This window comes from Flavobacterium supellecticarium (assembly GCF_004801375.1).
GTDB classification, from domain to species: Bacteria; Bacteroidota; Bacteroidia; order Flavobacteriales; family Flavobacteriaceae; genus Flavobacterium; species Flavobacterium supellecticarium.
In genome coordinates this window covers 221878-238531 of record NZ_SSNZ01000002.1, presented here as the reverse complement: position 1 = coordinate 238531, position 16654 = coordinate 221878, and the positions used below count along the sequence as shown (strand labels likewise).

General features: G+C 39.7%; 15 protein-coding genes and 2 tRNA genes. 8 read left to right on the top strand and 9 right to left on the bottom strand.

Annotated features, from left to right (window positions below):
- Nucleotides 1-33: 33 nt before the first annotated feature.
- Entirely contained in the window at nt 34-981 is a 948-nt protein-coding gene (locus E6C50_RS05810; RefSeq protein ID WP_136402270.1) for a GSCFA domain-containing protein, read from the bottom strand.
- A gap of 103 nt (nt 982-1084) precedes the next feature.
- Nucleotides 1085-3712, bottom strand: coding sequence for an alanine--tRNA ligase (alaS, locus tag E6C50_RS05805; protein WP_136402269.1), 2628 nt, complete (start codon nt 3710-3712; stop codon nt 1085-1087).
- Nucleotides 3713-3969: 257 nt separating this feature from the next.
- Between alaS and E6C50_RS05800 the strand changes: the two genes are divergently transcribed.
- The 6 genes from E6C50_RS05800 (at nt 3970) to E6C50_RS05775 (ending at nt 7775) form a co-directional block, all read left to right on the top strand.
- On the top strand, nt 3970-4947 hold the full coding sequence (locus tag E6C50_RS05800) for a M23 family metallopeptidase (RefSeq protein ID WP_136402268.1): 978 nt from the start codon (nt 3970-3972) through the stop codon (nt 4945-4947).
- Complete coding sequence (locus E6C50_RS05795; RefSeq protein ID WP_136402267.1) at nt 4947-5276, top strand: MerR family transcriptional regulator; 330 nt, start codon at nt 4947-4949, stop codon at nt 5274-5276. Before E6C50_RS05800 ends, E6C50_RS05795 begins: the two co-directional genes overlap by 1 nt.
- 81 nt (nt 5277-5357) lie before the next feature.
- Nucleotides 5358-5945, top strand: coding sequence for a LemA family protein (locus E6C50_RS05790; protein WP_136402266.1), 588 nt, complete (start codon nt 5358-5360; stop codon nt 5943-5945).
- Between the two features lie 6 nt (nt 5946-5951).
- Nucleotides 5952-6389 carry a TPM domain-containing protein gene (locus tag E6C50_RS05785; protein ID WP_136402265.1) on the top strand — a complete coding sequence of 146 codons (438 nt, stop codon included), beginning with the start codon at nt 5952-5954 and terminating at the stop codon, nt 6387-6389.
- Entirely contained in the window at nt 6390-7202 is an 813-nt protein-coding gene (locus E6C50_RS05780; RefSeq protein WP_136402264.1) for a TPM domain-containing protein, read from the top strand.
- A gap of 369 nt (nt 7203-7571) precedes the next feature.
- Entirely contained in the window at nt 7572-7775 is a 204-nt protein-coding gene (locus tag E6C50_RS05775; RefSeq protein ID WP_136402263.1) for a hypothetical protein, read from the top strand.
- 84 nt (nt 7776-7859) lie between these two features.
- Here the strand turns inward: E6C50_RS05775 and E6C50_RS05770 are convergent, their stop codons facing one another.
- From E6C50_RS05770 to era, 4 genes are all read right to left on the bottom strand, one after another.
- Complete coding sequence (locus tag E6C50_RS05770) at nt 7860-8333, bottom strand: hypothetical protein (protein ID WP_136402262.1); 474 nt, start codon at nt 8331-8333, stop codon at nt 7860-7862.
- A gap of 80 nt (nt 8334-8413) precedes the next feature.
- A complete protein-coding gene (locus E6C50_RS05765; RefSeq protein ID WP_136402261.1) occupies nt 8414-11206 on the bottom strand; it encodes an outer membrane beta-barrel protein in 2793 nt (930 codons plus the stop codon).
- A 97-nt stretch (nt 11207-11303) separates the two neighbouring features.
- Entirely contained in the window at nt 11304-12614 is a 1311-nt protein-coding gene (gene der, locus E6C50_RS05760; RefSeq protein ID WP_136402260.1) for a ribosome biogenesis GTPase Der, read from the bottom strand.
- Nucleotides 12615-12698: 84 nt separating this feature from the next.
- Nucleotides 12699-13583, bottom strand: coding sequence for a GTPase Era (gene era / locus E6C50_RS05755; RefSeq protein ID WP_136402259.1), 885 nt, complete (start codon nt 13581-13583; stop codon nt 12699-12701).
- A gap of 118 nt (nt 13584-13701) precedes the next feature.
- Here era and E6C50_RS05750 point away from each other — a divergent pair.
- Together E6C50_RS05750 and E6C50_RS05745 are read left to right on the top strand one after the other, a co-directional pair.
- Nucleotides 13702-13774, top strand: a tRNA-Met gene (locus E6C50_RS05750).
- A gap of 33 nt (nt 13775-13807) precedes the next feature.
- Nucleotides 13808-13880, top strand: a tRNA-Met gene (locus tag E6C50_RS05745).
- A gap of 450 nt (nt 13881-14330) precedes the next feature.
- Here E6C50_RS05745 and E6C50_RS05740 read toward each other — a convergent pair.
- The 3 genes from E6C50_RS05740 to E6C50_RS05730 all read right to left on the bottom strand — a co-directional run bounded on the left by E6C50_RS05740 (nt 14331) and on the right by E6C50_RS05730 (nt 16431).
- Nucleotides 14331-14864, bottom strand: a complete 534-nt coding sequence (locus E6C50_RS05740; protein ID WP_136402909.1) for a GNAT family N-acetyltransferase — start codon at nt 14862-14864, stop codon at nt 14331-14333.
- 56 nt (nt 14865-14920) lie between these two features.
- Nucleotides 14921-15301, bottom strand: coding sequence for a hypothetical protein (locus E6C50_RS05735; protein WP_136402258.1), 381 nt, complete (start codon nt 15299-15301; stop codon nt 14921-14923).
- A 719-nt stretch (nt 15302-16020) separates the two neighbouring features.
- The gene (locus E6C50_RS05730) at nt 16021-16431 is read right to left on the bottom strand and encodes a hypothetical protein (protein ID WP_136402257.1); all 411 of its coding nucleotides are present in this window, start codon (nt 16429-16431) and stop codon (nt 16021-16023) included.
- Between the last annotated feature and the right edge of the window lie 223 nt (nt 16432-16654).

Sequence of the window (16654 nt, the reverse complement as noted above, 5' to 3'; positions counted from 1 at the left end):
ATCTGTGTTTCTTCTGAAGTTTTTCGTGGCATATTACAACTGGATATTAGGATATTCTACTGCTAATTTAGCAATCTTTATTTTTAGGTTTTCCATAAAGCGGAGATGCTGTTCCGAATCGGGATTAAACGAACGATGCGCCAGTCCTTTTTGGATACTATCAACTTCCTTCATAACCGGCCAGACCGTTTCTGCGATCCAGGTTTCCGTAAAACGCTGCCAGATATAGTCGATCGCAATTCCATTCGGGTGTAGCATGTCTTCGGCATAAAAACGATAATCCCGTAATTCGTCCATCATGATTTCATAACCTGGAAAATAAACCGCATTTGGCGTTTCCGAAATCACCTGATGAACAGCCGTGATCAGATTGGCTTTACTCCATTGGTTTTCTACAAAACCATCTTTACTATGCCGCACCGGCGAAACGGTAAAAACAAACTGCACTTTTGGATTTAATTGCGAAATACCGCCAATCATCCTTTCCAAACTTTCCTGAATAACAGCAACCGGCAATAATTCTTTTTTAAACTGCTTTTGCGGGACTTTATGGCAATTAGCAACCAATTTATCGTCTTCCGTTTTTCGATACGCCCAGGCCGTCCCTAAAGTAATCAAAACGTGTGTTGCATCGGTAAGTTGGTTTCGGGTTTCGGATGTGGTCTGATTCAGGTTTTTTAGTAATTCCTCCGGTTTGGTCGCATTCAGATCCGAATGAACGTCAAAAGAATGCCATTGTTCGTTATAAAAAAAGATATCCTCTTCGGTAAATTGTTTTTCCTGTAAGGCGAAACCAATAGCTTTTTCGATCGCCAGCGGATGAAACAGTATGCCAAACGGATTACAATAATTCCGAAACCGGAAATAATCCAGTTTCTCACTCATATTGACCGCAAAACACGAACCCAAAGACACTACCTGCGATGTATAATCGATCGGATTATTGCTCTTTAAAATAAGTATTGGGGTTCTGAATTGCATGGTTACATTTGTTTTTACAAACTTAAGGATATTAGGCCATTTTACGGCAAACAAAAAACCCGAAGCATGCTTCGGGTCTTTTTTATCTTTAGTGATCTAAAATCTATTTTACGAAATCAACGGCTTTTTCTAACGCTTCTTTAATTCCGCCAGGGTTCTTCCCTCCTGCCGTTGCAAAGAAAGGTTGTCCACCTCCACCACCTTGGATATATTTTCCAAGTTCGCGTACTACTTGTCCGGCGTTAAGTCCTTTTTCGGCTACCAATTCTTTCGAAATATAACAGGTTAACATTGGTTTTCCTTCCTCAGCAGTTGCCAATAAAAGGAATAAATTAGTTCCTAAGTTTCCTAATTCATACGCCAAATCTTTCGCTCCGTTTGGATCTAAATCCACTTGTTTCGCTAAGAATTGAACACCATTGATTTCCTGAAGTTCTCCGACTAATTCTCCTTTTAGGTTTTTCGCTTTTTCTTTTAATAATGCTTCCAACTGTTTTTTCAGTTTCGCATTTTCATCCTGTAACGAAACAACCGCTTTAATAGCATCCTGTGGATTTTTCAGGGTTTCTTTGATCTCTTTTAAGGTGTTTTCCTGCGACGCAAAAAAGTCTTTTACCGCCTCGTTTGTGATTGCTTCTATACGACGGATTCCCGCTGCAACACCACCTTCGCTCGTGATTTTAAAGTACCAGATATCGGCTGTATTCGGCACGTGGATTCCTCCACAAAGCTCCATACTTTCACCAAATTTAATTGCACGTACGTTATCACCGTATTTTTCACCGAATAATGCCATCGCACCTTCTTCGATCGCTTGTGCAAACGGGATGCTTCTTCTTTCGATTAAGGGCAATTGTTCGCGGATTCGCGCATTTACGAAATCTTCAACCTGTTTTAACTCTTCGTCGGTCACTTTTGCGAAATGCGAAAAGTCAAAACGAAGGTAATTTGGAGCAACCAACGATCCTTTTTGCTCCACATGCGTTCCTAAAATTGAACGCAAAGCCTGGTGCAATAAGTGCGTCGCCGAGTGGCTATTAGCCGACTGATTGCGCAATTCTTTATTTACTTTTGCATCAAAGGTTCCGTTTACATTTTCCGGTAATTTTTTTACAAAATGCAAAATCAGGTTGCTTTCTTTTTTGGTGTCGATAATTTCAATGGTTTCGTTTGCCGATACCAAAACACCTTTATCACCAACCTGTCCACCACCTTCCGGATAGAAAGGCGTGTTATCCAGAACAATCTGATATAATTTTCCGTCTTTTTTACTATCTACTTTTCTGAAACGGGTGATTTTGACCTCATTTTCCGTTTGATCATAGCCTACAAAGGTTTCAACATTTCCATCAACCAAAATCGTCCAGTCATCTGTCGAAACTTCGGAAGCCTCACGCGAACGGTCTTTTTGTTTTTTCATCGCCGCTTCAAAACCGGCTTCATCATAATTATAACCTCTTTCCCGTAAGATCAACTCGGTTAAATCTTTCGGAAAACCGAATGTATCGTATAACTCGAATACTTTTTCTCCGGAAATAACAATCCCCTTAGTTTCGGCGATTACGTTTTCCAACAGATGTAATCCTTGCTCTAATTTTTTAAGGAAAGACGCCTCTTCTTCTTTGATCACGTTCATCACCAATGTTTTCTGAGCCGTGATTTCCGGGAAGAATGCACCCATTTGATCACTCAACACCTGTACCAGTTCGTAAATAAACGGTTCTTTTTTATTTAGGAAGGTAAACGCATAACGGATTGCACGACGTAAAATACGACGGATTACATAACCTGCTCCGGTATTGGACGGTAATTGTCCGTCGGCAATAGCAAAGGCTACCGCACGTACGTGATCCACGATAACACGGATGGCAATGTTTATTTTTTCTTCGTCTTCGTCTTTAGCTTTAATCGTGTATTTTGCTCCGGTAAGGCTTTCTACTTTTTCAATCAGCGGTGAAAACACATCGGTATCATAATTCGACTTTACGTTTTGCAAAACCATACACAAACGCTCAAATCCCATTCCGGTATCGACGTGTTGCGCCGGTAATTTTTCCAGTGATCCATCGGCTTTACGGTTAAATTCCATAAATACGTTGTTCCAGATTTCCACTACCTGCGGATGATCGGCGTTTACCAAATCTTTCCCTGGCACTTTTGCTTTTTCTTCCGCCGAACGGATATCCACGTGAATCTCCGAACACGGTCCGCATGGCCCCTGGTCACCCATTTCCCAGAAGTTATCCTTTTTGTTTCCCAACAGGATTCGGTCTTCCGAAATAAGAGTTTTCCAGATGTCGTAGGCTTCCTGGTCAAAAGGAACATTTTCCTCTTTGCTACCTTCGAAAACCGTTACATATAAAATATCTTTATCGATCTTATACACCTCGGTTAATAATTCCCAGGCCCAATTGATCGCTTCTTTTTTAAAATAATCGCCGAAACTCCAGTTTCCTAACATTTCGAACATCGTGTGGTGATAGGTATCAATTCCTACTTCTTCCAGGTCGTTGTGCTTCCCGGATACGCGAAGACATTTCTGAGTATCGGCTATACGGGCGCTTTTCGGTGTTCCATTCCCCAGAAAAAACTCTTTAAACTGAGCCATTCCGGAATTGTTGAACATCAAAGTAGGATCGTCTTTTAAAACGATCGGAGCCGAAGGTACTATCAAGTGACCCTTGCTTTGAAAAAAGTCGAGAAACTGTTTTCTGACGTCTTGTGATTTCATATATTGCATTATTTGACGCGAATTGACTTCGCCCGTATTGTATTAAATTCTTCTTAAAATTAAATAAAGCTTCCGACCTATACTTCCTGTTATCATCAACTTACACTTAACATATCGTTACGTAACTCACAAGAAACAAGCTAAATGTTGCTTCGGGAAAGTATTTTACAGAAACATTTATTAAATTTGTTCGTCTAACCTTACAAAAGGTTGCCGTTTAACTTTTTATAAGGTGCAAAAATAGTATATTTTAGAAAATGTCGAAGGTAAAATATTATTACGATTCTGAAAAATTAGCCTATCAAAAAATCAAACCCAAAAAAGGGCGTCGTGTGGGATATATCAGTTTGTTTTTAGTCGCATCGGCTTTATTCGGTTTTTTGTGTTTTGTCGTACTGATTAACACCCCTTTTTTCGAAACGCCTAAAGATAAATTACAAGCCCGTGAAATCGAGAATTTAAAAATCAATTATGCCATTCTGAACCGAAAGATGGATCAGTTGGACGATGTGTTAAGCGATCTGGAAGAGCGTGACAACAACCTGTACCGGGTATATTTTAACAGCTCACCGATTCCCGATGAACAACGTCGCGCCGGTTTTGGTGGAATCAACCGCTACAAAGCCTTGGAAGGTTATAACAATTCGGATTTGGTTATGAATACAACCCGTCGCGTGGATGTGATCACCAAACAATTGGTGATTCAGTCACGTTCGCTCGACGAAATATTAAAACTGGCCAAAGACAAAGAAAAACTTCTTTCGGCCATTCCGGCTATCCAACCGGTAAAAAATGAAGATTTAAAACACATGGCATCCGGTTTCGGATACCGGAGTGATCCGTTTACCAAAGTGCGGAAGTTCCATGCCGGAATGGATTTTTCGGCCAAAACCGGAACTCCGATTTTTGCTACCGGCGACGGAGTGGTGCGCAGAGCCGACAATTCGCTTTCGGGATATGGAAATCATATCGAAATTACGCACGGCTATGGTTATGAAACCTTATATGCCCATTTGAGCAAATACAATGTCCGACCGGGGCAACGCGTTAAAAGAGGTGACATCATCGGATATGTGGGCAGTACCGGACGTTCGGAAGCACCTCACCTGCATTATGAAGTACATAAAAACGGAGCGGTAGTGAATCCGCTGAATTTCTATTACGGCTCGATTTCGGCCAAAGAATATATTTTAATATCACAATTAGCTAACCAAGAAAACCAATCGCTCGACTAATGCATTTAGACTTACCAGAAAAGAGATACTACAGTATTGGCGAACTCGCCAAGGCATTCAACGTAAATGCTTCCCTGATCCGTTTTTGGGATAAGGAATTCGACATTCTGAAACCGAAAAAAAATGCAAAGGGAAATCGGATGTTTACTCCGGAAGATGTAAAAAACCTACAGTTGATTTACCATTTGGTTAAAGAACGGGGCTTTACACTCGAAGGAGCTAAAATCCATTTAAAGGAAGCGCAGAAAAAAACACTGGATAAATTCGAAATCATTCGTAAATTAGAAGCTATCAAAATGCAGCTTTTAAATATGAAAAACGAATTATAACATTCCTTTAAGAATATCGGTCTGTAACGGATCAAATCAATATACGACTAATAGTACAAAAACAATCTAAAAAAAGTAATTATGAAAAAATGGTTAGTTCCCGGAATTATTGTATTCCTGATTATTGTAGTCTATTTTTGGGCTAAAGGCATCAACAATACAGCAGTAATAAAAGATCAGGCTTCACAGGAAGCATGGGGTAACGTACAAACCTCTTATCAACGACGAAATGACCTTATCGGTAATTTGGTTAACACCGTTAAAGGTGCGGCCGATTTCGAAAAAAGCACACTGGAAGCAGTAGTAAAAGCCCGTTCGGAAGCTACAAAAACCACTATTGATCCTTCGAATATCACTCCGGAACAATTGGCAGAATTCAACAAAGCGCAAAGCGGTGTTTCTTCGGCTTTATCCCGTTTATTAGTTACCGTTGAGCAATATCCGGATTTAAAAGCGAATCAGAATTTCGTAAAACTTCAAGACGAACTGGCCAGTACCGAAAATCAGATTCTAACCGCCAGAACGCGTTTTAACGAATCGGTTAAAGACTACAACGGTCATATTAAAACGTTCCCGAACAGCATTTTTGCCGGAATGTTCGGTTTTAAAGAGAAATCGTATTTCAATGCTGTAGAAGGTGCTGAAAAACCGGTTGAAGTAAAATTCTAAAAAAAGATGTCGGCTACTGAAAATTTCCTGACTCCGGAAGAAGAACGTGCAATCGTCAACGCGATTCAGATTGCCGAACAGAATACTTCGGGAGAAATCAGAGTCCATCTGGAAGATCATAGCGAAAAACCTCCGGTCGAAAGAGCGCAGGAGGTTTTTTATTCCCTTGGTATGGACAAAACCAAAGCCCGAAATGGCGTTTTGTTTTATATAGGGGTTTCCGACCATACGTTTGCCATTATTGGCGATAAAGGCATTCATCAGGTGGTGGAAGACGATTTTTGGGATTGTACCAAAGACATCGTGATTGCACACTTCAAAAACAGACGTTATAAAGACGGCCTGGTGGATGGTATTATCAAAGCCGGCGAACGTTTAAAACAGTATTTTCCTTTTGAAAGTGACGATACCAACGAATTATCGAACGAAATATCCAAAGGATAAATGACACATTGTATTGCTAAATTTATTAAAAGCCTGTTGTTGCCGGTATTCTTTTTACTGCTGCAACCGGTTTCGGCACAGTTTACCATACCGGAAAAACCAAAATTCCAGACGAGCGTTTACGATTATGCCAACCTTTTAAGTCCGCAGGAAAAACAAAGCCTGGAAGAAAAACTGGTTCGTTATTCCGATTCGACCTCAACGCAGATTGTAGTCGCTACCATCGAGTCATTAAAAGGCGAAGACATCGGAATATTAACCCCAAAATGGGCACATCAATGGGGTATCGGACAAGCCAAAGAAGACAACGGTATTTTTATACTGTTGGCGCAAAGCGAACGTCGTATCTGGATTGCTCCGGGTTATGGTGTGGAAGATCGCCTTACGGCTGGTATCACGGGTGAAATCGTACGGGAAGTAATTATCCCGCAATTTAAGGCCGGCAGCTATTATAACGGTCTCGACAAAGGTACCGATGTAATTGTAGATGTCCTAAAAGGGAAATACAAAGGTACCCGCAAAAGCGACAAATCCGATGATGGTTTAGCCGGAATCTTTATTTTCATCGTTATTGTCATCATCCTGATTATCGTATTGGCACGAGGACGTAAGTCCGGTGGTGGCGGTAAAGGCGGCATTGGCGGTGGCGGCGGACCGGATTTACTAGACATGATCATCCTTAGCAGCCTTGGCCGTGGTGGCGGAGGTGGTTTTGGAGGCGGAAGTTCCGGTGGCGGTTTTGGCGGCGGTGGATTCGGTGGCGGCTTTGGCGGCGGCGGATTTAGCGGTGGTGGCGCCGGAGGAAGTTGGTAACATACTGTACAATATAAGACAAAGCCGGACTAGTTCCGGCTTTTTATTTTTTCTTAAAAATCATACTGCGAATTATATATTATCTTTATTCTTTCCTTTTCTTTTTCTGCTTTAAAAAGTAATTTTATTGCATATCTTTTTATTAAAATGGTCTGATTTATATTTAATCAAAAACCACTACATATCAACATATTAACTTAAAACAAACCTATCAAAATTGTATATTTATGATTCCTAGAAATACGAAGTCATAACTTAAAAAGTTTAGCCCGGGTGGTACGGTATGAGTATTGGAAACAACTCAAAATGCTTTCGTATGCATTAGGAAACCTACCCCGTCCGGGTATTAATTTCCTTAAAATACGAATTATGGAAACAGGCAAAAATGAAAGTGCATTCAAAGAAGTAATGATGCGACAGGAAACTGCAGTAAAAGCACTGCAAAAAGTAAACAACACTTTATCTAAGACATTAGAAGCGGAAATGGGGTATAAAAATCATGCTTATTTTTTTATACTCGAAAGCGGCTATTTCTATGAATATTTAGAATATTCGAAGGAAAATGAATTTTAAAAAGTCAGGGCTGTTCCAAAAGTGAAACAGCCCTTTTTATTTCTAAACCTGACAGGTCTTTGAGACCTGTCAGGTTTGAAATTGTTAATCACATTCATCACCCCAACATTCCCGACAGGGTTGGTCGACTTTGGGATAATGATTTTGTTTTTCGGTGGTTACAAATATGTTATCCGATGTCATTCCACTTGGAAATGTCGTAATCCAACGGCCCAAATGTTTTTCCTTTTCGGCCGGCAGAAATTTAAAATCCTGTAGGTCTTTCCCGTTTTTCCATTTTGTTACCGCCACTATCGTATCGCCCGACTGGTAGGTGTTTAAAACCTGATATTCCTGATCTTCCTGCTGACCGTGAAGGAAGATTTCCGAATTTTCACCGGTATGTGTAATCGTTAGCAATAAATTCCCGGAATCACAGGTATTATAGACTACCAGACCTTTTGCTGTTTTGGTGAGCCGTACCCATTCCCGCGGCAACATCCTGAGATCGTAGTTCTTTCGTTCGGGCTCACATCCAAATAAGGTGGAGAGCACAATTCCGGCATAAAAATATTTCATCTTTCTTTTTCAATTTTTTTGCAAATATACTTCGGGACTAACAGAAAAAAGAAGCCGTTTTCTGAGCTTCTTTTTTTGTCTTAAAAGACACCCGGTCTTCTCCCTCTGCTTTTTTTCTCTTTTCCGGCAAATTTTTCAATCTTATAGGTCAGCGAAAACATAGCATAACGCTTTAATACCGTATTCTCCTCATCCCGGATACTGGTGGCTCCAATTGTTCGGATGGCACTTTGATTTTGGTTTAGCAAATCGTAAACTTTAACTTTAAATAACATTCTTTCATTAAAGAAATTATAGCCCACACTGGTATTCCACAGGTAAAAATCCTTTTTAAAACCGTCGGAAATAGCCGAGTTGTACGTATATCCAAAATCATTTCCGATTACCAATCCTTTAGGCCAGTAACTTGTGGTTTGCAGATTGAACAGATGCGTGTAGTTGGATGCCGAATTAACGGTGTAATTGGTATAATTTGTCACGTTATACGAATACGTGTACGATGGCGACACCGTCAATAGTTCGCCATAATCCCAGTTTAAATTAAATCGGGTACGAAAACGGTAGTTCAACGCATCAAACAGTTCTCCGTTAGTATAACCTTTGTCTTTTGTAAGGCTTAGACTCGGCGAAACGCCAATTCGGAGTTTATGCATATCAATGACATGGCTTTTGCTCCAGTTTCCGCCTCCTGTGAGACTAAATCCTCCGGATATATTCTGATAAGTTGTATAACGTTTCGCGCTTTCATCATAAATGGTTGACGCTATAATCTGGCTGTCGTAATACTGACCGGTAACCGAAAAGCTATAACCCGATCGGGTAGCATAATTATAATTTCGAAGATAAACTCCGGCTGAATGGCTTTTGGTTGGATCTAAATCCGGATTTCCAATATAACTTACCAACGCATTTGACGGGTCATCTACCGGTAACATCTGAACGGCCGACGGGAATGAAACCCGATACGAATAGTTCATCGAAAACGATTTGGCTTTCGACAGTTTGTAGCTCATATATAGCGAAGCCGAGGGCAGTATATAATCCCGTATCAATTTGGTATTTCGATACAGGTAATACGATTCGTTATCCAAACGGGTAATATTGGTCCCGAAATAACTGCTCAGGAAGAATTTATTTTTTTCAATATTGATTCCGGCTTTCGGACTTATCGTAGTCGTTATGGATCGAAGGAAATTGGAAAGCGTATCGTTTTGTATCGTATAATCTTCCGTAGTCGTATCAAAGTTATAGGCCGTTTTAGTATCCAATACTTTATTCCTGCTATAATCCACTGCCAGCTTTAAACGTACGGAATCCATTACCGGTTCCAGATATTCCAGGTCGATCTCCACACGATCGTTAAAGTTCCGGTTATACCGAATCTGATCCCGGTTATCGGTTCGAAGCAAAGCTCCGTTGTCATCATAAAAACGGGTTTTTGACTGATTTAGGTTGCTACCGATATCTTTGGAATTGGAATTATCGAGGTCAACCCCAAGACTTCTTCCTTTTTTCCCAAATTGTTTATTAAAACTAATGGAATTTGAAAAATTCTGACTGTCACTTTCATTATACAAATTACTGTCACTATCGTTCAAAACACGATTGTTTTCGTTCATCGTCGCCTCTTCCGACTGACTTTTGTATTTGGTGTTGCCTTTGGAAAATCGTGGCGAAACATAAACAGTTGTCGTCGAATCGATCTTATATTCAATAATGAGACTTCCATTATGCATATACTTATCTTCACGCGTGTTTCCGACTGATTCGGTTATAATTGTCCGATCCGGAAGAAAGTTCTGATACCGGCTTTTATTGTCATTTTTTGACGTGGCATCGGTATAAAAATAATTACCGCTTACGTCAAATCCTTTGAAAAACTGATCGGCATAATTTAACCCCGCCATATTGGATTGGGTAATTCCCTTTCCACCGCCAAAATTCATTCCGTTCACTCCAAAACTGCCATCTCCACCAATATTCACCGAAGTATTTCGTCCGCCGCTCATATTGTCGAAAATTTCATTCATTGAAAATCCGGCCGAATTGATATTATTTGATGATCCTAAAAAACTGATTTTACGGTTTCCTTTAAAATAATTGATCAACGCACTGCTTTCGTAGCGGCTGTCAGTTCCATATCCTCCGGTAAACCTTCCAAAAAATCCTTTGTTTTTATCTTCATCTATCGTCAGGTTTATTGTAGCATTATTTGAACTGGCTTTTTGTCCGGAGAACTCTTCTTTTTTCGTTTTGGTATCGGTTACCTGTATTTTATTGATGATTTCGGATGGCAAACTCTGTAAAGCAATCTTACCATCTTTATCGAAAAACGGTTTGCCGTTTACCAATATCTGGTTAACTTCCTTTCCATTGACCGTTACTTTGCCGTTATCGACTTCAACACCCGGTAATTGTTTTAATAATGTTTCGACATTGGAATCCGGTCGCACTTTAAACGAGGCGGCATTAAATTCTAAAGTATCTTTTTTAATCCGAATGGGCGGCGCTTCGGTTTTTACAATCACTTCATCCAATACTTTAGACGATTCGACAATGGCTATGGTTCCAAAATCCCGGGATGCGGCAATCCCATCGAGTTCCTGTTTATAATCCTCATAACCGATCATCGATATCTTTAGAAAAACCGGCTGAGTGCTTTTTTTAACGCTAAATTCAAAATTGCCCGCTTTGTTGGTAATCGTATAGTCGATAAGTGTAGAATCTTTTACAACCGAAAGATAAACGGTAACCGACTCGGCTGGTAATCCTGAGTTTTTGTCTATTACCTTTCCTTTTAACACTATATTATTCTGAGCAAAAGACAGGCAACTTATCAACAAAAGCGCAAAAAGTAAGGTGATTTTTTGCATTCGTATAAAAAAATTGCGGTTAATATGTAAACATAATAACCGCAAAAGAAATCATTTCGTATATAAAAACAGAAGTTCTTACAGAAACTTTAACAAACTATTTCTGTCTGAAATAAATATCAATCGGAACCCCTGAAAAGTTATAATTCTCCCGTAATTTGTTTTCGATAAAACGTTTATACGGATCTTTAACATACTGTGGTAAATTGGCAAAAAACACAAACTGAGGCGTTGGTGTCGGCAACTGCATACAGTATTTAATTTTAATGTATTTCCCTTTTAAAGCCGGTGGTGGCGTATGCTCGATAATAGGCAACATCAACTCGTTGAATTTTGAAGTCGCAATACGTTGCTTACGATTTTCATAAACCTCAACAGCGGTTTCCAGAGCTTTTAAAAGTCGTTGCTTGGTCAATGCAGATACAAACAGGATCGGCACATCGGTAAACGGTGCAATCTCCTGACGGATTCGGGCTTCATAGTCACGCGTCGACATGGTATCTTTTTCGACCAAATCCCATTTATTTACCAGGATCACGATTCCTTTTCGGTTCTTTTCGGCCAACCAGAAAATACTCTGATCCTGTCCTTCAAAACCACGGGTAGCATCGATCATCAGGATACAAACATCACTGTGCTCAATCGCACGAATGGAACGCATCACAGAATAGAACTCCAAATCTTCCTTTACCTTGGCTTTTCTACGGATTCCGGCCGTATCGACTAAGTTAAATTCAAATCCGAAACGGTTGTATTTGGTATCGATTGCATCACGGGTTGTTCCGGCGATATCGGTTACCACAAAACGGTCTTCCCCGATCAGCGCATTGATAAACGATGATTTCCCGGCATTTGGTCGTCCCACCACGGCAAAACGCGGTAGCGGATTTTCTTCTTCCACTGCATCCGGAAGTTCCGGTAATAATTCGACTAAAGCGTCCAGTAATTCACCGGTTCCACTTCCGTTCATTCCGGCAATGGTATAGTATTCGCCCAGTCCAAGGTTATAAAATTCGAATGCGTCTTTTTCACGCATGGCATTGTCTACTTTGTTTACGGCAAGCAAAACGGGTTTGGTCACTTTACGCAACAGTTTTGCCACTTCATCGTCCATCGGGGTGATGCCTTCTTCCACATCGACCATAAAAATGATCGCGTCGGCTTCATCGATAGCCAATTCTACCTGACGGCGGATTTCGCCTTCAAAAATATCGTCGGAACCTTTAATATATCCTCCGGTGTCGATCACCGAGAACTCTTTTCCATTCCATTCACTTTTTCCGTAGTTACGGTCGCGGGTAACACCACTTACCGAATCGACTATGGCATCACGACGCTGAATCAATCGGTTAAAAAAAGTGGATTTTCCAACATTGGGCCTTCCTACTATGGCTACGATATTATTCATCTTTCTTTATTTTTTGCAAAAGTACATTATTTTAATTGTAGCGGCCTTATCCTAACTACAACACTGTTTTCTATTTTGGTATTTTTATTTATTGTTGTATCCGAAACGACGTAACTGGTAACTGCTGTTTCTCCAGTCTTTGTTCACTTTTACGAACATTTCGATATGGATTTTCTTTCCAAAGAATTTCTCAAGGTCATGTCGGGCTTCGATTCCAACTTTTTTGATCGCAGCACCTTTATGTCCGATGATGATTCCTTTTTGCGTATCGCGTTCTACCATGATTACGGCCCGGATTCGGATGATATCATCGTCTTCTTTAAATTCTTCCGTTTCGATTTCTACGGAATACGGAATTTCTTTTTCGTAATGCAACAGAATTTTTTCACGAATGGTTTCGTTTACAAAGAAACGTTCCGGCTTATCGGTTAACGCATCTTTCGGATAATAGGCCGGCGATTCCGGTAATAATTCGATAATTCTGTCGAATACGGTACTTACGTTAAAATTTTCAAGGGCTGAAATCGGATAAATTTCGGCATTCGGCACTTTTTCTTTCCAAAGGTTTACCTGTTCTTCCAGTTGTTCCTGGTTGGATTTGTCGATTTTGTTTAACAACAACAATACCGGGATTTTGGCGTGGATGATCTTGTTAAAAAACGCTTCGTCTTTTAATTCCTTCTCTCCTATTTCGACCATATATACCAGTACGTCGGCATCTTCGAAAGCGGATTTTACAAAATCCATCATCGACGACTGTAATTCATACGCCGGTTTGATGATTCCCGGTGTATCGGAAAACAGGATTTGAAAATCGTCTCCGTTTACAATTCCCAGAATACGGTGACGGGTGGTTTGTGCTTTGGAAGTTATAATAGAAAGGCGTTCGCCAACAAAGGCATTCATCAATGTCGATTTACCGACATTGGGATTCCCGATGATGTTAACAAAACCTGCTTTGTGTGCCATAGTAAAAATTTTAGCCTACAAAGGTAGGCATATCAGGCGAATAAGAATGAAATTTTTATTTTTTTTAAAAAAAGTCTTGTCAATCCAAATATTCGTTGTAGTTTTGCACTCGAAACATCGCGGGATAGAGCAGTAGGCAGCTCGTCGGGCTCATAACCCGAAGGTCACAGGTTCGAGTCCTGTTCCCGCTACTAAGAAAACATACTGAGAATACAAACGCACAGCGCGGGATAGAGCAGTAGGCAGCTCGTCGGGCTCATAACCCGAAGGTCACAGGTTCGAGTCCTGTTCCCGCTACTAAGAGCCAAAAAAGAAATTCTTTTTTGGCTTTTTTTATTGTTAATCCCCACCTATTTTAATCGTCTTAAAATAACCTCACTAATCTTTTTCTCCTTTTTTATCTTATTTTTGAGATTACCTAAAACCTCAGAAATCATGAATCCGGTAGAAATAGCAATTGCCGAAAAAAAATTCCTTGAAATGGAACGCATCTGAAAGGTGTTTGATTCTATTTGCAAAAAACTGCATTTAAAATATAGTGATATTTCCCCTCTACTAATACGGTAATTTTCGCACCTATTTACAATTTTATAGCATCATGCGAAAACAAATTGGTATGCTACAATCAGCAGTCAGAAAACGGAACGATACTGGATATCAAAAACACAATCACTATCCCATTGGATCCAAAAAATCGAAACCATCGATAATTCTAGTCTTAATTAGAAACAAATAACTTACGCCTTATTACTCAAAAAACGCTTTGGGATATCCCACAACTCCCGACACATCCTTTAGTGCTCCGGGAATTAGCTCGATAACCATACAATTTTCAGGAGGCACATCAAAAGGCAATCGTATTCCATATTGACTGGTCATTTGATACCCAAACTTTGGATAATACTTTTCATGCCCCAAAAGTATAACCGAACCAAAACCCATTGTACGGGCTTTGTCATGTGCCGTCCGGATCAGCTGACCACCGATACCTTTTCCCTGAAAATCCGGTAAAACTGCAACCGGTGCCAATGCTAAAGACTCCGCTGTTTTTCCAGTTTCATTTTTAATCTTGATTTTTGTCAGCAAGATATACCCAACAATTTGGTCATTCTGCTCTGCAACCAGCGATAATTCCGGTACAAATGCATCTGAAACTCTTAGTCGTTCCACCAAAAACTGCTCCCGATGATCACTGAATGCAACATTTTCAAAAGCCTTTTCGATTAACTCAAAAACAGCTTTAAAGTCCTTTTTATCTTCCTGCCTTATTTTTAACTCCATTCTGTTTTTATTTAAACCTGACAGATCTTTATGACCTGTCAAGTGTTGCAATTTTGTTATTCGTGTATTTTCACCCATTCGACACTATCATTTTCCTTTAGCTTTATAACCATTGACTTGGTTTGCAACGGAAAAAACAGTGCCCGTTTCTGTAGAATGGTATAAAAGAGATATAAGCTATCCGTTCGGTCGGGTGTTCCTAATAATTCCAGAATAGCTGCTTTTTTGAGCTGTTTTAACCGCTTACTATCAATCAAATCCTGAAGCATCATCGCCCTATACGCATAGGCTGCATCACTTTTAACCGCCCATTTTTCCTTATCAAACGACATGACCTTTCGGGTTTCTTTTTGCCTTTCGATCGAATTCGTTTTTTCTGTATTCTGACAAGCCTGACACGTTAATACCAGTACGAACAACCCTAAGTATATTTTCATTATTGCAGTTTTATATACTAAATATACAAAAGTCAGGTGGAATACTAAGGACAAATAGAGTCACTGATACACAAAAAAACTTCTTATCCCATTCTATTAAACTCTTAGCACTACCTCCACCTACAGAAAGTACAGTTTATTTTATTCCCTTCAAAAATATGATGATCATTTTATCCCGATTTCTGGAGACCGAATAGTGATTACAATCAAATTTTAATCCACAATAAAATAGACAAAACACTTACTTTTAAAAGTAAATCTACCTGATACAACAGTACTTTTTAATTCACATCCCAACATCCCTCCCGGAGAGTATGGGCTTATATTGACGTCACACGATACCAGGGAAGCAACCGGAGTACACAATCAGCCATCCTATCTATATAACACTCAAAACCTTAGCTTTGAAACTTATATCCCATGATCATGGATAAATACCAATAATGTATTGGTCGATTTTAAAGAAATTGACTATAACAATTTATACCCCAATAGTATCCGCCCCTGAATCTATCGAAAATCCGCAGGACTTGGGATAACCGGATCCATTAGCAAAGGCGACACGTTTCTCGGTCGAAAAAAAAAAATCTACTATAGCACAAAACATGGCTACTAATAATATTCTAAATGGTACATCTCACAAAACGAAAAAGCCGCTTTTTAGTAAAACGGCTTTTTTATCGGATAAAAAACAAACGGAGGGTAGTATTGTTTTTATATTAATATAATGTTGTCGATGCCGACATAACCGATCCGGTTGAAATATTTTCTTTAACCACCTCGCCGTTTATAATAATCTGTACTTTTAGTGTGCCTGTTTCTCCTTGTGTCGCTACAGTAGCCGATCCTCCAAACGAAATCGCCTGTACCGATGCCGGCATGTTAATTTCCGGGCTTTCCCAAGTAGTTGCATTTATATCCGTATGGGTCGTCATATCCCCTTGCGCATTGGTATAGGCAATCACATCAATAGTAGCATTATCGGATGCTATTGCTTTATAACGCACCATTTTGTTGGTTCCTCCGGATCCACTGCCATTTCCCGACCCGTCACTATCGCTGCTACACGATGTGGCAATTAATCCGAAGGCCATGGTCAATACTAACGTCGCTAAAATCTTCTTTCTCATAATATAAAATGTCTAAATGGTTAACAATCTTTTTCTGAAGCAAAGTTAGATTCCCGCCAAAACTGCAACAATAACAGGAAATGAGTATTTTTTTCTAATGGTTTTCCAGTATTTTATCACATCCACATGGCTTTTTGCGATGTTTTTACAATCTTTGAAAGAATTTGTTTTTAAAATAATATTCTTAGAAAGAAAATTCTTGTTTATTTCTCAAAAATCAATA

Bases quoted from the DNA above. Each gene is read 5' to 3' on its own strand.
- E6C50_RS05765 (WP_136402261.1), bottom strand. From the start codon at position 11,206: ATGCAAAAAATCACCTTACTTTTTGCGCTTTTGTTGATAAGTTGCCTG.
- E6C50_RS05770 (WP_136402262.1), bottom strand. From the start codon at position 8,333: ATGAAATATTTTTATGCCGGAATTGTGCTCTCCACCTTATTTGGATGT.
- E6C50_RS05795 (WP_136402267.1), top strand. From the start codon at position 4,947: ATGCATTTAGACTTACCAGAAAAGAGATACTACAGTATTGGCGAACTC.
- E6C50_RS05800 (WP_136402268.1), top strand. From the start codon at position 3,970: ATGTCGAAGGTAAAATATTATTACGATTCTGAAAAATTAGCCTATCAA.
- era (WP_136402259.1), bottom strand. From the start codon at position 13,583: ATGGCACACAAAGCAGGTTTTGTTAACATCATCGGGAATCCCAATGTC.
- E6C50_RS05730 (WP_136402257.1), bottom strand. From the start codon at position 16,431: ATGAGAAAGAAGATTTTAGCGACGTTAGTATTGACCATGGCCTTCGGA.
- E6C50_RS05735 (WP_136402258.1), bottom strand. From the start codon at position 15,301: ATGAAAATATACTTAGGGTTGTTCGTACTGGTATTAACGTGTCAGGCT.
- E6C50_RS05785 (WP_136402265.1), top strand. From the start codon at position 5,952: ATGTCGGCTACTGAAAATTTCCTGACTCCGGAAGAAGAACGTGCAATC.
- E6C50_RS05780 (WP_136402264.1), top strand. From the start codon at position 6,390: ATGACACATTGTATTGCTAAATTTATTAAAAGCCTGTTGTTGCCGGTA.
- E6C50_RS05740 (WP_136402909.1), bottom strand. From the start codon at position 14,864: ATGGAGTTAAAAATAAGGCAGGAAGATAAAAAGGACTTTAAAGCTGTT.
- E6C50_RS05775 (WP_136402263.1), top strand. From the start codon at position 7,572: ATGGAAACAGGCAAAAATGAAAGTGCATTCAAAGAAGTAATGATGCGA.
- alaS (WP_136402269.1), bottom strand. From the start codon at position 3,712: ATGAAATCACAAGACGTCAGAAAACAGTTTCTCGACTTTTTTCAAAGC.
- der (WP_136402260.1), bottom strand. From the start codon at position 12,614: ATGAATAATATCGTAGCCATAGTAGGAAGGCCCAATGTTGGAAAATCC.
- E6C50_RS05810 (WP_136402270.1), bottom strand. From the start codon at position 981: ATGCAATTCAGAACCCCAATACTTATTTTAAAGAGCAATAATCCGATC.
- E6C50_RS05790 (WP_136402266.1), top strand. From the start codon at position 5,358: ATGAAAAAATGGTTAGTTCCCGGAATTATTGTATTCCTGATTATTGTA.